13 protein-coding genes are annotated in these 17,400 nt (G+C 48.2%); 8 read left to right on the forward strand and 5 right to left on the reverse strand.

Features of this window, described 5'->3' with window-relative positions:
• Window positions 1-11: 11 nt before the first annotated feature.
• The 3 genes from IC229_RS12490 to IC229_RS12500 all read left to right on the forward strand — a co-directional run bounded on the left by IC229_RS12490 (window position 12) and on the right by IC229_RS12500 (window position 4,546).
• Window positions 12-1,886, forward strand: a complete 1,875-nt coding sequence (locus tag IC229_RS12490; protein ID WP_190887312.1) for a sensor histidine kinase — start codon at window positions 12-14, stop codon at window positions 1,884-1,886.
• Window positions 1,887-1,976: 90 nt separating this feature from the next.
• Window positions 1,977-3,836, forward strand: coding sequence for a sensor histidine kinase (locus IC229_RS12495; RefSeq protein ID WP_190887313.1), 1,860 nt, complete (start codon window positions 1,977-1,979; stop codon window positions 3,834-3,836).
• Between the two features lie 71 nt (window positions 3,837-3,907).
• Window positions 3,908-4,546, forward strand: coding sequence for a response regulator (locus tag IC229_RS12500; protein WP_190887314.1), 639 nt, complete (start codon window positions 3,908-3,910; stop codon window positions 4,544-4,546).
• Between the two features lie 190 nt (window positions 4,547-4,736).
• Here IC229_RS12500 and IC229_RS12505 read toward each other — a convergent pair whose 3' ends face one another.
• On the reverse strand, window positions 4,737-6,836 hold the full coding sequence (locus IC229_RS12505) for an outer membrane protein assembly factor BamB family protein (RefSeq protein WP_190887315.1): 2,100 nt from the start codon (window positions 6,834-6,836) through the stop codon (window positions 4,737-4,739).
• 447 nt (window positions 6,837-7,283) lie between these two features.
• Window positions 7,284-7,835, reverse strand: a complete 552-nt coding sequence (locus tag IC229_RS12510; RefSeq protein ID WP_190887316.1) for a dihydrofolate reductase family protein — start codon at window positions 7,833-7,835, stop codon at window positions 7,284-7,286.
• A 380-nt stretch (window positions 7,836-8,215) separates the two neighbouring features.
• On the opposite strand from IC229_RS12510, the gene IC229_RS12515 reads away from it, so the two are divergent.
• Window positions 8,216-8,641 (forward strand): YybH family protein, encoded by a 426-nt coding sequence (locus IC229_RS12515; RefSeq protein WP_190887317.1) that lies wholly within the window; start codon window positions 8,216-8,218, stop codon window positions 8,639-8,641.
• A gap of 9 nt (window positions 8,642-8,650) precedes the next feature.
• Window positions 8,651-9,241, forward strand: coding sequence for a dihydrofolate reductase family protein (locus tag IC229_RS12520; protein WP_190887318.1), 591 nt, complete (start codon window positions 8,651-8,653; stop codon window positions 9,239-9,241).
• Between the two features lie 378 nt (window positions 9,242-9,619).
• On the opposite strand, the gene IC229_RS12525 is transcribed toward IC229_RS12520, so the two are convergent.
• On the reverse strand, window positions 9,620-9,997 hold the full coding sequence (locus tag IC229_RS12525) for a hypothetical protein (protein WP_190887319.1): 378 nt from the start codon (window positions 9,995-9,997) through the stop codon (window positions 9,620-9,622).
• A gap of 86 nt (window positions 9,998-10,083) precedes the next feature.
• On the opposite strand from IC229_RS12525, the gene IC229_RS12530 reads away from it, so the two are divergent.
• Together IC229_RS12530 and IC229_RS12535 are read left to right on the forward strand one after the other, a co-directional pair.
• Window positions 10,084-10,410, forward strand: a complete 327-nt coding sequence (locus tag IC229_RS12530) for a cellulose binding domain-containing protein (RefSeq protein ID WP_190887320.1) — start codon at window positions 10,084-10,086, stop codon at window positions 10,408-10,410.
• A gap of 54 nt (window positions 10,411-10,464) precedes the next feature.
• A complete protein-coding gene (locus IC229_RS12535; protein ID WP_190887321.1) occupies window positions 10,465-12,183 on the forward strand; it encodes a beta strand repeat-containing protein in 1,719 nt (572 codons plus the stop codon).
• Between the two features lie 184 nt (window positions 12,184-12,367).
• On the opposite strand, the gene IC229_RS12540 is transcribed toward IC229_RS12535, so the two are convergent.
• Window positions 12,368-14,185, reverse strand: a complete 1,818-nt coding sequence (locus IC229_RS12540; protein ID WP_190887322.1) for an SWIM zinc finger family protein — start codon at window positions 14,183-14,185, stop codon at window positions 12,368-12,370.
• 135 nt (window positions 14,186-14,320) lie between these two features.
• Between IC229_RS12540 and IC229_RS12545 the strand changes: the two genes are divergently transcribed.
• Entirely contained in the window at window positions 14,321-16,822 is a 2,502-nt protein-coding gene (locus IC229_RS12545) for a phosphocholine-specific phospholipase C (protein ID WP_190887323.1), read from the forward strand.
• 118 nt (window positions 16,823-16,940) lie between these two features.
• On the opposite strand, the gene IC229_RS12550 is transcribed toward IC229_RS12545, so the two are convergent.
• Window positions 16,941-17,381: a VOC family protein gene (locus tag IC229_RS12550; RefSeq protein ID WP_190887324.1), complete on the reverse strand. Its 441-nt coding sequence runs from the start codon at window positions 17,379-17,381 to the stop codon at window positions 16,941-16,943.
• Window positions 17,382-17,400 lie beyond the last annotated feature (19 nt).

Consider the following 17,400-nt stretch of genomic DNA (forward strand, 5'->3'; position numbering starts at 1 on the left):
ACGAAACAGGCATGGCTCGAAATCTAATGGTGTTATTTGTGGTGGTTGTCCTCTCGATTTCAGGGTTTGCCTGGTATCATGCCAAATCGATTCGCCCTCTGAAAACGCTGCCATTACGTTTAGCCCATTGGGAAGATACAACCAGTCGGGCTAACATTCAACAGGTGCTACGTTCGACGGGCTTTGAATCAACGAAGGAAGGAAGACAGAATTTCGGTTATACCGAATCAATTCACTGGTTTCGCTGTCATCTGGATTCGGATAGTTTGCCGGAGGAACTGACGCTCGAAATTAGAAACCACGTCATTAATTACGTCGAACTTCTTGTTATTCAGCAGGGTAAAATAGTGTCGCTCACAAAAACTGGCGACTGGTTACCGTTTTCCTACCGCCCAATACCCACCAAAACCTTCGCCTTTCCCATCGACTCTCACGCCAATCCGACGGCTGATTATTACCTGCGTATCGACAACCGCTACGAAAATCTGGCCACCGAAATTCTGCTCTGGCAAACCAGCGATTTTGAAGATAAAGAGCAGCGAGAGTACTTTCTGTGGGGCATTTTTACGGGCGTTGTGGCGCTGGTTGTCTTGCTGAACCTGATTTTCTGGAACGTAACATCCGATAAAGTTTACTTCTGGTATGCGCTCTACATTGCAGGGCTGTCCGTCCGTCAGTTTGCCGATTCGGGATTGGGGTTTCAGTACGTCTGGGCCAATTTTCCGGCTATCAATGCCCCAAATCCGGTCATCGAAGCCATTTGGTTATACATTCCGGCGGCTATTCAGTTTCAGCAATATTTCCTGGATTTACGCCATACCGACCGCCCTCTTTTTCGAACCGGGCAAATTTTAAAATACATACTCTGGATTGGACTGGTCATAATGATTGGTCTGCAGGTAGCCGACATTCCCCGGCACTATCCATCAACAACAGTCGTCATTACGTCGATTCACGCTGTGCTGGCCAATGTAATCATGTTTGTATTTATATGGTCCAGCGTCGTCGCGCTACGTTCGAATGATGATCTTAAACGCGCTTATGGTGCCGCTTTTGCGTTGCAGACGCTGGCGCAGGCCGGCAATGTGATCCAAAACACCATGCGATTTCAGACGGGCAGTACGTATCTGATTGATCCATACCTGATTCTAATAGCCGTTTTCTTTATTGATTTAGTCGTTTTTGCTTACCTGCTGGCCTATCGTTTTCGGCATTCACTGAGCCAGAATCAGCAGCTACGTATCGATCTGGCACAATCGCAGCAGGATATGAATCAGCAAATCATCGGCGTGCTCGATTCTGAACGTCAGCACATTCACCACTTGCTACGTTCGGATGTGGGCCAGCGGCTTCAACAGACGCGACAACTGCTAACCAACGTAGCACCTTCGCCTTTGCTGACTGATTCGGTACGTCTGATAGAGCAGGTCGACAACGATTTAGAGCAGATTGTACAGAATAAATTACCCGTTTCAGTCGTCGAAAAAGGATTGGTAAACTCCCTACATGAGCTGGCAGAACAACTAAATCAGACGCAGTCGGTCCAGTTCACATTCCAGCAGAAAGGCCCAATTCCAAAACTCACGACCGAGCAGGAAGTCCAATTATATCGAATTGGTAATGAACTAGTTAATAACATTCTCAAACACGCTCAGGCGACTTCAGCACAGATCGAATTAGAGACTAATTCTGAAGGGATATTGCTGACGGTACGTGATGATGGCAAAGGCTTCGATACGTCGGCAGTTAGCGAGAAAACGGGCGGAATTGGCGTACGAAATCTCTACACGCGCGTTCGTAATCTTCAGGCCGAATTGCGCATGGAATCAGGACGTAGCGGGACCTCGATAACCGTACGTATCCCGCAAAAAATACAAACTAGTTAGTATGTTTTCGGAGGTATATGTTGGCGTACTTTTGTCCAGATCAGCGCTTTTCATCAAACAGATAATTATGCGATTTAACCTGTACTAGTCTTGAAGAATTTTGCCGCTATATGGATTCTTTTTGTATTGGCTATTGGCTCGTCCAGTGCCCAGAAAACCTATTGGGTTGGCTCAGAGCAGTACCATCGGCTGGATGGATACGTAGCACATTATGAGGACACTACGGCCCAGAAGAACATTCGTCAGATTATGGGTTTGCAGAAAGAACAGGCGTTTTCAACGCTATCGACGAGTTCGCTGAATCAAGGCTATACTTCGTCGCACCACTGGCTCCACATTCGTCTGCAAAGCCGAAAACAACAAACTGTTTTTCTGGAAATTGACAATTCGCGTATCAACGATCTGCGATTTTATCAACTTAATGGCGATTCTTCTGTCCGTGAGGTGATTACGGGCGATTGGAAAGCTTTTTCTTCACGTAAATTCCCGAATAAAAACTGGGTATTTCCGGTAACGCTAACAGGCAAAGTGCCAACTGATTTATACGTAATGGTGGCCAAACAGCACGAAGTGCTGGGCGTTCGGGTCGGGTTATGGGATGCCGATACGTTCGAGCAGCAGGACCGGGAAAGTTATCTTTTCTGGGGAATATTAACCGGTTTCAGCCTGCTGATTCTGTTCATCAACGTAGTAGCTTTTACCGCCACACAAGACCGCGTTTATTTCTGGTTTTGCGGCCTGATTCTTGCTATTGCTTTTCATATTTCGGCGCAGTCGGGATTAGGTTTTCAGTACATCTGGCCAAATTTTCCGGATTTAAACCGACTCGACCCCGCTTTATTATCCGGCTGGCTGATTATGCTGGCTCAGTTGCAGTTTATGCAAGAGTTCATCGCGCAGAAAAAAGGAAAAAGCCGGGCGTATCTGGCCGTCCAAACATTCAAATACGTAGGATCATTGTTACTGATAATGAACGTAGTACTACGTGTATTGGACGTATTTCCGCAAAACCATTTCCGCTGGACATACAACACTACGTTAGCCTTTATGGTGATTTGTATTTCACTGGCCTTCTGGTCGGTTTTTGAGCGGATTCGTCGGCGGGAAAGTGTCGTGATTTTTTACACCGTAACGGTCACGATTCAGTTGGTCGGCTACCTGGTGGTTTTCTTTGTGAATTTGACGTTTATTCGAGGTCAGGAATCTCTTTATCAGTTCGATAGTTACGTAGTGGTTGTGCTGATTTTTCTGTTTGATCTGCTGATTTTTACGTCGGGAATTTTGTATTTCTGGTTCAAGAAATACCGCCAGCAGAACGAAGCTTTATTGATTGCTCTACACCGGAGTGAGCAGGAGCAATCGCAGAAAATTATTGACGCCCTCGAAATCGAACGAAACCGAATCGCTGAAGATTTGTACGACGATGTGGGCGCGATGTTGTCGACGGCCATCGGTTACGTATCGAGTGTTGGGCGCAAACCGGATATTAAAGAGCGATTTCCCGTACTGGCCGAAGCGCGCAAACTCCTCGACCGCGCCGTTGAAAACCTGCGTACCGTGTCGCATAACCTGATGCCCAAGAATTTTGCGCAGCTTGGTCTGGCAAAATCGCTGGGCGAAACGCTGGACAAGATTGCGGATACTACCCCGGTCCGTTTTGAATACGTAGTGGTAGGTGAAGAACGACGACTCGATGCTGCCGTTGAAGTACAGGTATTTCGTATCGCATCGGAGCTTATTAACGATATTCTGAAAAACTCTACGGCAACCGAGGCAACTGTTCAACTAGTGTTCAATCACGAACAGTTGAGTATTCTGGCCGAAGACAATGGCCCACGAACACCGATCTACAATAACCTGACCTCCAAAGTTGATTTTATTCGGGGGAAACTGACTGTCGATGAAACACAACATGGCGTAACGGCCATAGTCGAAATTCCATATCAATAAAAGGTTTGAAGCATAAAAATCACTCTTTCAACATTCGTTGCGGCCCTCTTTCGCACTTTCGCTTTTTGTAAATGGAAACACCAATTAAGATTCTGATTGCCGACGATCACCAGCTTTTCAACGATGGCATGAAAATGATGCTTTCGACCGAAGATAATCTTCAGATTGTCGGGCAGGTTTTTAGCGGAAAAGATGTACTTGAGGCTGTTAATCGATTGATGCCCAACGTTATTCTGCTTGATATTAACATGCCACACATTAATGGCCTGGACGTAGCGTCGCAGTTGCTGAAGGTGGCTCCAACCGTCCGAATTATTGTGCTGACGATGTACAACGACCGTAAGTTTGTGGACGATTGCAAAAAGATGGGCGTACACGGTTATATCCTGAAAAACTCGGGTGTCGATGAAGTCATCAACGCCATCGAGACGGTGACAGCCGGTAAAAAATACTACGATCCTAAACTCACGCAGGCGCATAAAGCGAACCTGCACGCCGATGATTTTTTCATGAAGCAGTTTCAACTGACCAAGCGCGAAATTGAGATTATCGGCCTGATTGGACAGAGTTTCACCAACGAAGAAATTGCCGATAAACTATTTTTGAGCGTGGCTACAGTGAAGACGCACCGCAACAATATCAACCTCAAATTAGGCATCAACAAACCCGCCGATCTGGTGAAATTTGCGGTTGAACATGGGCTAGCGTAGGAGAATAACCGTATGCTGTAGATTGAGTTGGACACGAATTAATACAGGATGCCAACTTGTAAAATCGGCTATCTAAACCGTTCAGAAAAACGTCCGGACGGTTCAGAACAATGCAGTTTCATCTGAGTCTCCAAATTGCGTCCTGTTTCTCATCAAACTGTAGACAACCTTTCAACGACGAAGGAGCTGTTTACGGCAATGCAAACGCCACGTACCGATCCCCCGACTTCGTTTTGAGCTTGCCTCCCCCACAGGCAATCACCACGTATTGCTTGCCATTGACCGCGTAGGTACTCGGCGAAGCATACCCGGCAGCCGGCAGTTTAGCCCGCCAGAGTTCACGACCCGTTTTGCGGTCGAAAGCCCGAATCAGTTCGTCGCGAGAGGAAGCGATGAATAGCAACCCACCCGCCGTGACGGCTGGGGCACCATAGTTGTCGGTGCCCGTCGGGGGAATGCCCTTCGCCACTAGTTCGGGGTACTCACCCAGCGGTACTTGCCAACGGTGTTCGCCTGTATTCATGTCGATGGCTGTCAGCGTTCCCCAGGGTGGGCGGCTCACGGGGTAGCCAGCCCGGTCGTACCAGCGGGTAAATCCGGTGTGGTGGTAGGGCGCTGTGTTAAGGTCCGCTTTGCTGGCTACAGACGTTGTTTTGCCGAACAAAAAATCCACGATGGCCTTGCGCTCGGCTTCCTTGAGGGAGGTGAATGCAGGCATCATGCCTTGGCCTTTGGCCAGAACCTGGGCCACGGACGTCTCGTTACGTTTTTTGGAAATGCCTATCAGGGCTGGATAGCTACCGTCGTGACTGCCTTCGCGGTTTTGGCCGTGGCAGGCGGCACAGTGGGTTTGGTAGAGTTGACTACCAGTGCGCTCAACGGCCTTGGCCGAACCGGCGGGGGTCGGAACCAGCCCCATGGTGACCGGAATTTGCTTAGAGGGAACGTACATAATGCCGGCTTCGTCCACTGCTGCCCCACCCCACTGGGCACCACCGTCGGTGCCGGGAAAAAAAACGGTCCGGTTAGGGCTCAGGGGTAGGGGAATGAACTCCTTACCCGATTGCCAGCGCCGGAGCTGGGCCAGCACCGTATCGCGGTCGGTTACAAAGTCGTTAATATCGCTTTCAGAAAACGATTGCCGGGTAAAAGGCGCGGGTTTGAGGGGAATCGGCTGGGTGGGCCAGGCTTTTTCCCCCGGAACGCTGGAAGCGGGCATGGGTCGTTCCTCGATCGGAAACAGGGGCTTACCCGTGACCCGGTCGAAGACAAACAGGAACCCTTGTTTGGATAACACCGAAACGGCATCCACCTTTTTGCCACCATGAACGACGGTGAATAAATTAGGGGGAGCCGGAATATCGCGGTCCCAGATGTCATGGTGGATCGTCTGAAAATGCCAACGTCGCTTGCCTGTGGCCGCGTCGAGGGCTATAAGGCTGTTTCCGAACAGGTTCTGGCCGGGCCGGGTACTGCCGTATAAATCGAATGCCGCCGTCCCCGTGGGCACGTACACGATGCCGCGTTGACGGTCGATGGCCATGCCCATCCAGTTGTTGGCTCCACCGAAGTTGCGGTAGCCGTCTTTGGGCCAGGTGTCGGCCCCGTACTCGCCGGAGTGTGGAATGGTGTGGAACGTCCAGACGAGCTGCCCCGTGCGCAGGTCATAAGCGCGCACGTCGCCGGGCAGGGCCGGGGCGACCTCCGACACCCGGTGACCCATGATGAGCAGATTTTTATACACCACGCCCGGCGTATTGCTCACCACGTACTCGTCGGCTCCGGGGCGGGCAAGGCCATCTTTTAAGTTAATTTTTCCACCTTTGCCAAAACTGTCCACTGGTTTTCCGGTTCGGGCGTCGAGGGCGTAGAGCAGCGAGCCATAGGCGAAGAAAATTCGGGCCTCCCGCCCATCGGTCCAGTAGGTAACGCCCCGGCTATTCATGGCGAAGGTATCATCAGTGAAGGCCGTTTTCCAAAGTTGCTTGCCCGTGGCCGCGTCGAGGGCAAAGGCCTGCGATCCCGCCGAAACACCGTACAGCACGCCGTCGATGATAAGCGGATTGCACTGAATCTGGGTGTTGTTTTTGAGCGTATCGACCCCACCCGAAGCATATTCCCAGGCGACCTGTAATCCGGCCACGTTAGTAGTATTTAACTGGGTGAGCGGTGAAAAATGGTTACGATCTGGCCCGCCGTTGTATTCGGGCCAGTCGGTGGTGGCTGGTTTTTCGGTTAGGCTGAGCAGGCCAACGGTGAGGAGTAAGGCTGGGTAGGTGAAGCGTTTCATGAATAGGTTTGGAGGAAAGTACAAATGAACACAAAATGACCGAAAATCGCGGTAGCCTCTAGGCCTGGGTGGCTCAGGAACACCAAAAATTCTGTCGGCATTACCTTTTAATTGCCCGTACTACCTCCCGTTTTCCCAGCAGCCAGAGTCTTTTTCCACAGTAAGCCCTACTTGTTTTAGGCTCGCCGTACCCTGTTAGAAGAAGGCAGTTTCCCATACGATTACTCTGTAAAATACGGAATGTCGGCAAGACTGCCTATTATACGTATTGTAACTGAACAACAGTTACTTAATTAAATACCGATCTATCCATGACGACAGCCATCTCGAGAACATCTTCTGGAAAATTCCCGACGCTATGGCAGCCATCGTGTGCAGTAAGCCCTGAAACAACAGAGCGCATCCGCTACGTCCATAGAAAAATTGTACTTGTCATCAATCCCTCCCTCACTGCTTCAAATAGTGAAGCGCCACACAGCCGGATTTGAAAACTAACGTATCAACCAGCTTTAAAGTAAGCTGTTCCTGAAGGCTGCCCCCATCGAGCAATTGTCTCCCTTTACCCACAAACACTGGATGGACTACCAAATGAAATTCATCGATTAGGTCGGCCGCGATCAATTCCGGGAGTAGGCTTACACTGTCAATTGAAATTTTTTTGCCGGGTTGCTGCTTCAGTTTTAGGAGTTCGTCGACCGGGTTGCTACGGACAAGTCGCGTACCATCCTCTACGTTGTCTAATGATCGAGAAATAACAACTTTATCGATAGCCGTCAGTTTTTGGGCAAACCTATTTTCATCGTCTGTGCCGGATTGTTTTTTTGCAACATCGGCCCAAAAAGGAAACATGAGCTCATACATGATCCGGCCGTAAACGATCAGATCAACATCGTTCAACATTTGGGTGAAATAATCATGAACTTCTTCGCTGGGATTGAAGATAGTATGGTCACAATAGCCATCTAGGCTGATATTCATACCGAATGTTACCGTTCTCATTTTATTGGTCTTTGCTTTTTATGCTGGGCAATTATAGCCATTAGAAGTTGCTAAGAAAATGCTAATGGCTCCTTTTTCAAACTACTTGAGCTTGGCAACAGCAATTCTCCGACTCTATAACGAAATGATTTTCACAGAGTAGAAAAAAAGCCTGCTGGATAGACACTTACATAAAACAGGCTCGAACATAATACCCTATTAGCAGGTTGAAAATAAGTACACATCGGCTGTTTAAGGAAATCCATCATTCGACCTTTATACCCTTTAAACTCTAAAATTCAGCAATACGTCGGGTTCACAACCCGCGTACAGTCTATTTTTTTACTAGTAGTAGGGATGGCTTTTGGTGATATTCTATCCGATAAACTCAACCACAAACGATGAACTCAGAACAAGAAATTCGTCAGATTTACACCGGATGGTTCAAAGGTACGGCGGCTAAAGACATTGATGCGGTCATGGCCAATGTTGCCCCCAATGTCATTTCGTACGAACACGACTCACCCTTGCAGTATGTAGGTATTGATGCGGTTCGCGAGGTATGTCAACACGGTTTTGACGTGTCGGATGGTGAACTAGAGTGGGATATTCCTGATCTACAGATTTTGGTGCGGGACGATGTGGCTATTAGCTGGGGGCTTAATCACATGCAGGTACGCCAGCCCGATGGAACGACAATCGATGGCTATTCACGAGGTACTCGGATTTTTCAGAAACTGAATGGGCAGTGGCAGATGATTCACCAGCACGTATCGTATCCCTACGACCTCAACACCGGCCAAGCCAAAACGGATTTGAAACCTTAGTGTACAATCATGAGTAAAGTAATTGTTGAACTCTCCATGTCGTTGGATGGCTTCATTGCCCGTCCCGATGGTCGCACCGACGAGGTACATGCCTGGTACAGCCAGGGAGATACCCAAGTCAAGATGCCCAATAATGAGCTAACGTTTAGTACCAGCCCGGTTAGTGCCGAGGTGATTCGGGAGACATTTCGCCAGTTGGGGGCGAATGTGACGGGCCGCAACACCTTCGATGACGCTCAGGCCTGGGGTGGTCAGGACCCAATGGGCTTGCCCAGTTTTATTGTCTCTCACGACGTGCCTGAGCAGTGGGCGGGCCCTGATTCGCCATTCATCTTTGTGACCGATGGGGTGGCCAGTGCAATTACCCAGGCCAAATTGGCAGCCGGAGAACGAGCCGTTGGAGTAGCCGGAGCCGACATTGCCCAACAGTGCTTACAATTGGGGCTGCTGGACGAAATACAGATTCACTTGGTGCCAGTGTTGCTGGGCGCTGGTATCCGTCTATTTGATCATCTGGGTTCCGGGACGATTCAATTAGAGCAACTGCGGGTGGTGGAAACAAAGAGTGTGACGCATCTTTGGTATCGTGTTATCAAATAGAGATAGTGCAAAGGCTATCCGCCACCGGTTAAAAACTTGTTTAACGGAATAAGCCCGTGAACGAGGAAGTTTGTTTGACTAACGTATCAGCACATTCCATAAATGTGCTGATACAAGAGCAGCTTAGTCGAAGGAGATCAGCAGGCTCAACATCTAGAACAGACTCCCTGACCAGCTCGCCATGCAAAGTGTGTGAAGCGTTTTGCCCTATAAACAATCTGTGCCAGGGAAGGTGGCCAGGCTTCATTTATAGCCCAACTAATAGCTTACCTCCTATTCCAAAGGATATACGGCCACCAGTTCCATACAGAACTGGTCTGGCATTTCCGCTGTAGCTAATCGGAATTGTAAAGATAGGATTCACAGTTACGTTCTCCGTCAAACTTGGAATATGGTTGCATGACTAGATGCACCGGCCTGTGTGCTAATCCATTTTTTGGTGCTGGCATCAACGTAATAGAGCGTGTTATTGACGTCCGGCTCGACGATAAGGTGATAGGGTTCGGCGTAGTCGAATGAATTGGCAATAGTCAATTTAAGCCAGTAGCGAGTAGCCTCGTAAGGCAACAGAGAGTCATTGGCTACCAACCGGATGGACGTATCGGTCAGAATCTGTTCAAACGTGTAATTCCGATCAGGCATTACGTCATAAGCTCTTAGGAACAACGTAGAGCTATCTTTGAGCGTATTGGCTAACTGTGCCATTGCTAACTTCCAGAGCAATAGCAACGTAACGAAAAGAAGCGTCCTGATCAATGAATGTTTTACTAGAATTAACACGTAGTAAATGCTAGCAAAATAATAGCCATAGGACTTCCCGATTTACCAGTCGCGTTATTTCGGTGAGTTTGACCAACGATTATACCATAGCGCTAAAAGCCCTAACAGCTGTCATTGGTTTGGGGGACAGAACCAACGTAGTGACTCCGGTTCAGAGTCTGAAAATCTACGCGGTGAATAAAACCAGCCCTGCGGCCAACACGATCAATACGTATCTGCAACTACGTAACGAAGGCAACGTATCGGTCAATTACGCTGACATCAGGTTGCGCTACTACTTCACCTCAGAGGGCATGCAACTGCTGAACTTCTATTTTGCCCTGAATACGTTTCGCTTTCCGACCGCTTGGGGTATTTTATTCCACAAATCCTACCGAAAAGTAAAGTGAAACAGGAGAATACCAGTTGTCTGCTAGATTTGACGAAACTAAACTTCTGCCTTCATGAAAGCACTTCTTCTGTTTCTATTGGTATTCGTAGCAGCCAGTGGTCCGTTAGTGGCTCAGACTAACTATGTGGTACGAACACCAAACTTAACTATACCTGGTACCAATAATACACTATTGGGCCCCAGCGCGGGAAATCTGACGATGACGGGTCAGAATAATGTATTTGTAGGCACTAACGCTGGAATTAATAACACAACAGCTCTCAATGGCACCTTTATAGGAGCGTACGCAGGTAGCAGCAATACAAGGGGAAGCCTCAATTCGTTTGTCGGAATGAACTCTGGAACCAATAACACAACGGGTAATAACAATACGTTTGTAGGGTTTCAATCAGGAGTAAATAACACCACAGCCATCAATGGCACATTTATAGGTGCGAACGCAGGTGCCAGTAATTCAGGTAATGATAATTCGTTTTTAGGCTATAATGCCGGTGCATCTACCACAACAGGAAATTACAATGTATTTATAGGTAGTGGAACTGGTTTCTACAATACAACAGGATACAACAATACCTTTCTAGGCTTCTATGCTGGGATAGGTAATACAACTGCTTTTAACAATACGTTTGTAGGTACTTCTGCAGGTCAGAGCAATACAACCGGAAATGCGAATACATTTATAGGCGTTGCTTCCGGGTTAAGTAATACAACCGCTATCAATAATACGTTTATGGGCACTTCTGCAGGTCAGAGTAATACGACCGGGAATTATAATACATCCATAGGAGCGGCTTCAGGGTTTACCAGCACAACCGCTTCTAATAATACATTCATAGGCAATTCTGCAGGTCAAAATACGACAAACTCCGACAATACATTTATAGGATCATCGGCAGGGTTACAAAATTCATCAGGTTTTTATAATGAATTTATTGGGTCTAAAGCTGGCTTAAGCAATACAACCGGTGTCAGTAATATATTTATTGGGGCACAGGCTGGTGTTGGTAATAGTAGTGGAGGTGGCAATATTTTTATGGGCTATAATTCCGGTCAGACAAATACCACGGGCTTTGGCAATATCTTCATCGGTGAAATTGCTGGCACTAACAACATATCAGGCAGCAACAATATCATGCTTGGCCTGAATAGTAAACCGGCTAGTAGCAGTCTCCAGAACGCGGTAGCGATTGGCAACAACTCCAGAGTGGCCATAAATAACGCTATCGTGTTGGGTAATCCTGATAACACCAGTATCGCCGTTGGCATTGGGACTGATTCTCCCGAATTTCCGCTGGATGTACGGGGGACCATCAACCTACGTAACAATGGTAAGATCAAATTCGCCCACTTAAATAATCCTCTTTTTCAGGGTACAACCGACCAATTCTTAACCGTCAATGAGCAGGGTGAAACTGTTCTGGCCAAACACCGCCTGCGTATTGATAACGTGAATCAGTGGAGCGACACGGTCTTTTCACCGACGTATCAATTAAAGCCACTATCTCAGGTAGAACAGCATATTAATCTGCATGGCCATTTGCCAGGCGTACCTTCGGCGGATGAGGTGGTGAAAGAGGGGGTGGATCTGGTGAAGATGAACGCGTTACTGCTTCAGAAGGTGGAAGAGTTGACGCTGTACAGTATTCAACTGGAAAAGGAAAACCGCCAGCTTCATCAGCACGATCAGCAACAACAAGCTGCGCATCACCAGCAACAAAAGGATATTGACGAGTTAAAGAAGATAGTTAAACAGCTAGCCGAAAGAAAATAACTAGATGATAAACATGGATAAATCAACGTATTGCTGACGCCAGGGGCTTCGACAGGCGCAGCCTGACAGTCCATATAAAGTTGTTGACTCAAGTTGGTTTGTCAGGCTGAGCCTGTCGAAGCCCCTGGCGTCAGCAATACGTTGTAAATGAATTAATTAATCGACCATTGTGCCATTATTCACCTTATTTAATGGCACTCAGTTCTTCCTGAAAAGCAGGTCGCTTTAAATAAGTGGCTTTTAGTTCGTTTATCAGGGCATCGGTCTTCAAGTGGCTGTTGGCAATGGTTTTTCGAACCAGTTTCAGCCACGACGCTATGCCTTTATAATCGGAGCGCGTATTGGCATGTTCAGCTAATTGGCGAATGGCGGGTATAAGCAAAGCCAGCATTTCGGACGGATAAAGACTGGCTAAATGCGGGAGTGCCTGTTTCAGGGCATCAAGTCGGGGCGCTTGCTGAATCAGTACCAGTAAATCAGGCCATTGCTTTTCTTCCGTAAAAATTGGCCCTAATCGGTTCAGCAGGTCGTCGGCAACATTAATACCCCAGCCAGAACGACGTTTTTTTGTTTCATCTGCAATGTCCTGACGAATCTTCTCCACCAGCCGTTGATATTCGATGGCCCATTCTTCCGGCGAAAACGTAGCTTTCCATCGGCGAAAATACTCGACGTTAAACCAGCGGTCGAACGCAAATTTCTTCGCCCATCGCCGAATTTCATCCGTATCTCCTTCGGCTTCGGCAATGGTGAGAAAAATTTGCTCCCACTGCTGCACTGTGCCCGGATGCTTTTTCCCTTCAGCGATCCGAACGCCGTCGTGCAGTAACTTTTTTGCCCGGTCATACTGCCTGGCCTGAATCGCCTGATTAACCGCCTGCGCCCGAACCGCCACAATATCCATATTGGCCTCGGTTTCCCGATCGGCCTCCTCATCACGACCGATATCGCGCAGAAACTTTACACGCAGGGTCCGCAAAAAATCTTGATAAAACGTACTGCTACCCGATTTATGGATCGGCATCAACTGGTCGAGCAGATCCAAAAACAAGTCGGGTTCATGTAATTTCACGACTGCCTGACGCACTACGTCAAGCAACAAAATGCCCGCATCGCTATAGCCGAAGTAACGTTTATCGAGTACTTCTTTGGCAAGCTGGTCGACCAGTTGACGGCGCAGGGACGGAGCGGCATCCTCCTGTATAGCTATTTCCTGTAATAAATCGATAGCCCCGCTGACTGAGCTACCAATATTTCCGGCCGAATCGTCGCATTCGCCCAAAACGATCATCATTTCCCGAAGCAACACCATACTCAGCGTGAGTGCGTCTTTAAAATTGCGCTGGGCAATCATTTTTACGCCCGTTGCCTGCAACGTATTGATTTCTTTTGCCAGTTTGAACGTACTGCGATAGTCGATAAAACCGCGTCGATCGGTGTGTTCCCGAATGATTTTCCGAACTAAATCGGTGTACTGTTTACCTACATCGATACGTTCGTCTTTATCGGCAAAGTGAAGCTGTAGCTTCGACGCGAATGTTTTATCGGACGTAGCGTGGCCAACGACAAAGGCACGTAGCTCATCGGCGCTCACTTGCTGCACCAGATCAGCAATCGTCAGTTTACCCGATTTTTTGCCGACTTTTTTAGCGGCCTTACCCGACGTTGTCCCCTGTTTCCGAATGGCTTCACGTAGTGCAAACAGCACCGCTACTACGTGCTTACAAGTCGGACTTTCAACGGGGCAATCGCAAAATGAGTCGGCAATGGTACGTCCAGAAAGCGTTATTTCAACGGAGTACGTATCAGAGCCTTCCACCTCCGCCTGCCAGATGCCGTTTGAATCCTGTTCTACATATAACACCTTTTTATTCTGAAAATAAGGCTGTGCTTTTTTCAGTAAATCTTTCGGCAATTGCTGATCGAAATTATCGAGCGTAAGCATGTTCGTAAGCGAATGATCGGCCACAAAAGTAGTGAATCGATACGTGGAAGATTTCATAAAACGCGCATCACCGTGGCCTGACAAGCCAGTAAACCGGTATTGTATAAAATCACGATTTGCTAACAACAAAGCTGTTTCCCAAAAATCCCAATCAACGTACATTTGTATTCGACCTAACGTAACGAAAATCGAATGGATACACGGCGCGAGTTTTTGAAAAAAGCGGCTCTATTGGCGGGCGGTGCAGGCATCTGGGACGGCCTGCCGGAATCTATCCAGAAAGCGATGACCATTGCGCCAGCGCCGGGCAGTACGTATCTGGATGCTGAACACGTCGTCATTCTGATGCAGGAAAACCGCTCGTTCGACCATACGTATGGTACGCTTCAGGGCGTTCGTGGATTTAATGATCCACGCGCCATTACGTTGCCGAACAAGAATAAAGTCTGGTTTCAGAGCAATCCGGCCGGCGAAACCTACGCCCCTTTCCGGCTGAACATACACGACACCAAATCCACCTGGATGAGTTCGCTGCCGCACTCGTGGGCGAATCAGGTGGATGCCCGCAACGGTGGCAAATATGACCGCTGGCTCGAAGCCAAACCGTCGGGGCATAAAGAGTATGCGCACATGCCGCTCACGATGGGCTATTACGACCGAAAGGATATTCCGTTTTATTACGCCCTTGCCGATGCGTTTACCGTTTGCGACCAGCATTTCTGCTCATCGCTGACCGGCACGACACCCAACCGACTGTATCTCTGGAGTGGCACTGTTCGTGAAAAACATTCGATGGACGTAAAGGCGCGGGTACGTAACGAAGACACTGATTATGACAGACTTGCCAGTTGGCCCACCTTCCCCGAACGGCTGGAAGACAACGGCATTTCCTGGCGCATTTATCAGAACGAAATCAACTTATCGACAGGATTTACGGGCGAGGAAGATGGCTGGCTGGCCAATTTCAGCGACAATCCAATCGAGTGGTTTTCACAGTATAATGTTAAGTTTTCGGACAGTTATCAGCGGTATCGGGCAGAAGCGCTACGTACCTTACCCAACGAAATAAAAGCCCTTGAGCAGCAGGTCAGTACGTTAGCCGAGACCAGCAAAGAAGGCGTTGCTGCCCGAAAGACGCTTCAACAAAAAACAGCCTTACTGAAAGAGTTGACCGACGAAGGCGACCGATACGTAGCCAGTAATTTTGAGAAGTTGTCGGCCCGCGAGAAAGCGCTGCACCAGAAGGCGTTTACCACCAATGTCAACGATCCGCACCACCGCCAGTTAGACCGCCTGACGTATCAGGACGGCGACGTAACGCGAAACGTAGCGATTCCGAAAGGTGATACGTTGCACCAGTTTCGAGCCGATGTACAATCGGGAAAATTGCCGACGGTTTCGTGGATTATAGCGCCGGAAAACTTCTCTGACCATCCGGGAGCGCCCTGGTACGGATCGTGGTATCTATCTGAAATTCTGGACATTCTCACCAAAAATCCGGATGTCTGGAAGAAAACCATTTTCATTCTGACTTACGACGAAAACGACGGTTATTTCGACCACGTACCGCCGTTTGTAGCTCCTCACCCCAACCGCCCTGAAACGGGAAAGGTATCTAAAGGCATTGATACGGCGTCGGAACACGTCAGCATGGAACAGGAGTTAAAGCGGAACGTAGCGAATCCGAAAAAAGACGCCCGCGAAAGCTCTATCGGTTTGGGGTACCGAGTGCCTATGGTAGTGGCGTCGCCCTGGAGCCGGGGTGGTTACGTTTGCTCGGAAGTGTTCGACCATACGTCGGTGTTGCAGTTTCTGGAAGGATTTCTGAGTCAGAAAACGAAAAAGCCAATTCAGGAAACCAACATCAGCAACTGGCGACGTACTGTTTGTGGCGATCTGACATCAGTCTTTCGTCCGTACAATGGCGAGAAATACCCATTACCGACTGCGGTTCAGCGTGATACGTTCATCGAAGGCATTCATAAGGCACAGTTCAAGGACGTACCGTCGGGTTACCGGGCGCTGAGTAAAACTGAACTGGAAGCGTTGAATCAATCAAAATCATCGTTGATGGTGCATCAGGAAAAAGGAACCCGCCCGTCCTGCGCCCTCCCCTACCAACTCTCGGCCGATGGTAATCTCAGCTCCGACAATCGCCAGTTTAACATTACGTTTAGCGTGCATAACAACCGGTTTGGAAAGGCCACGGCGGGCGCGCCGTTCACGGTTTACAATATGGCCGATCACTCGGTGCGTGACTACGCCGTTAGAGCTGGCGACGTAGTGAATGATACGTTTCCCGTAACGCCGGATGCTACGTATCATTTTCGGGTGTACGGCCCCAACGGTTTCTTCCGTGAGTTTATGGGAAAAGCGGCACAACCTTCTTTGACGATACGTTGCGTCGATGATAGCCCATCATTAACAACACCCAAACTGACGATTCAACTAAGTAGTCAGAGTGAAAAGCCGTGGAAAATCAGCGTGATCGATAACGCTTACAAACAAGATACACAACGACGCACGCACAGTGGTAAATCTACTACGTTGAGTCTGGACCTGAAAAAAAGCTTCGGATGGTACGATTTCAGTATTCGTGTCGAAGGTGATACGTCGTTCGAACAGCGTTACGCCGGCCGTATTGAAACCGGGGCCAGCAGTATCAGTGACCCGTTTATGGGTGGGGTGGTGTAAACTGACAGGCGTCAGTAGTTAACGTGAATTATGGGTAAGTGAACGTATTGCTGTCGCATAGGGCTTCGACAGCATATAGTTTTAAAATCAGGCGATTACCCTGTCACTTGTCTATCACTTATAAATTATCAATATTCTTGTGGGTAATCACATTGCCACGTTCATCCATGGGAATATATGGATTGTAAGCCACTTCAAGAACATTGTCTTCTACGTCAGCAAAACAGAAGAAGTAACCGCCAAAAGGCGTATCCTGAGGTTCGTTCAGGATTTTAACCTCTTTTGCGTTCAGTTCTTTAAATAATACATCAACCTCTTCCTTCGAATTTACATTGCAGGACAATGTAAGGGATCGGAAACCGTTTCCCGTAGCTGATACGCCTGCTCCTGTTGCCAGGCTATTTCGGTCGAAAAGACTGAACAGAAAACCATTCATCTTATAAAAGACAATATCTTTATTTTCAGCTTCTGTTTGCCAGCCGAGCTTTTCGGAGTAAAAACTCTTCATAGCTGCCAGATTATCTGTACCTAACGTAATAACACTTAGTCTCTGATCCATTTTGTTATCTATTTCACGT

This window comes from Spirosoma profusum, assembly GCF_014699005.1.
Classification (GTDB): domain Bacteria; phylum Bacteroidota; class Bacteroidia; order Cytophagales; family Spirosomataceae; genus Spirosoma; species Spirosoma profusum.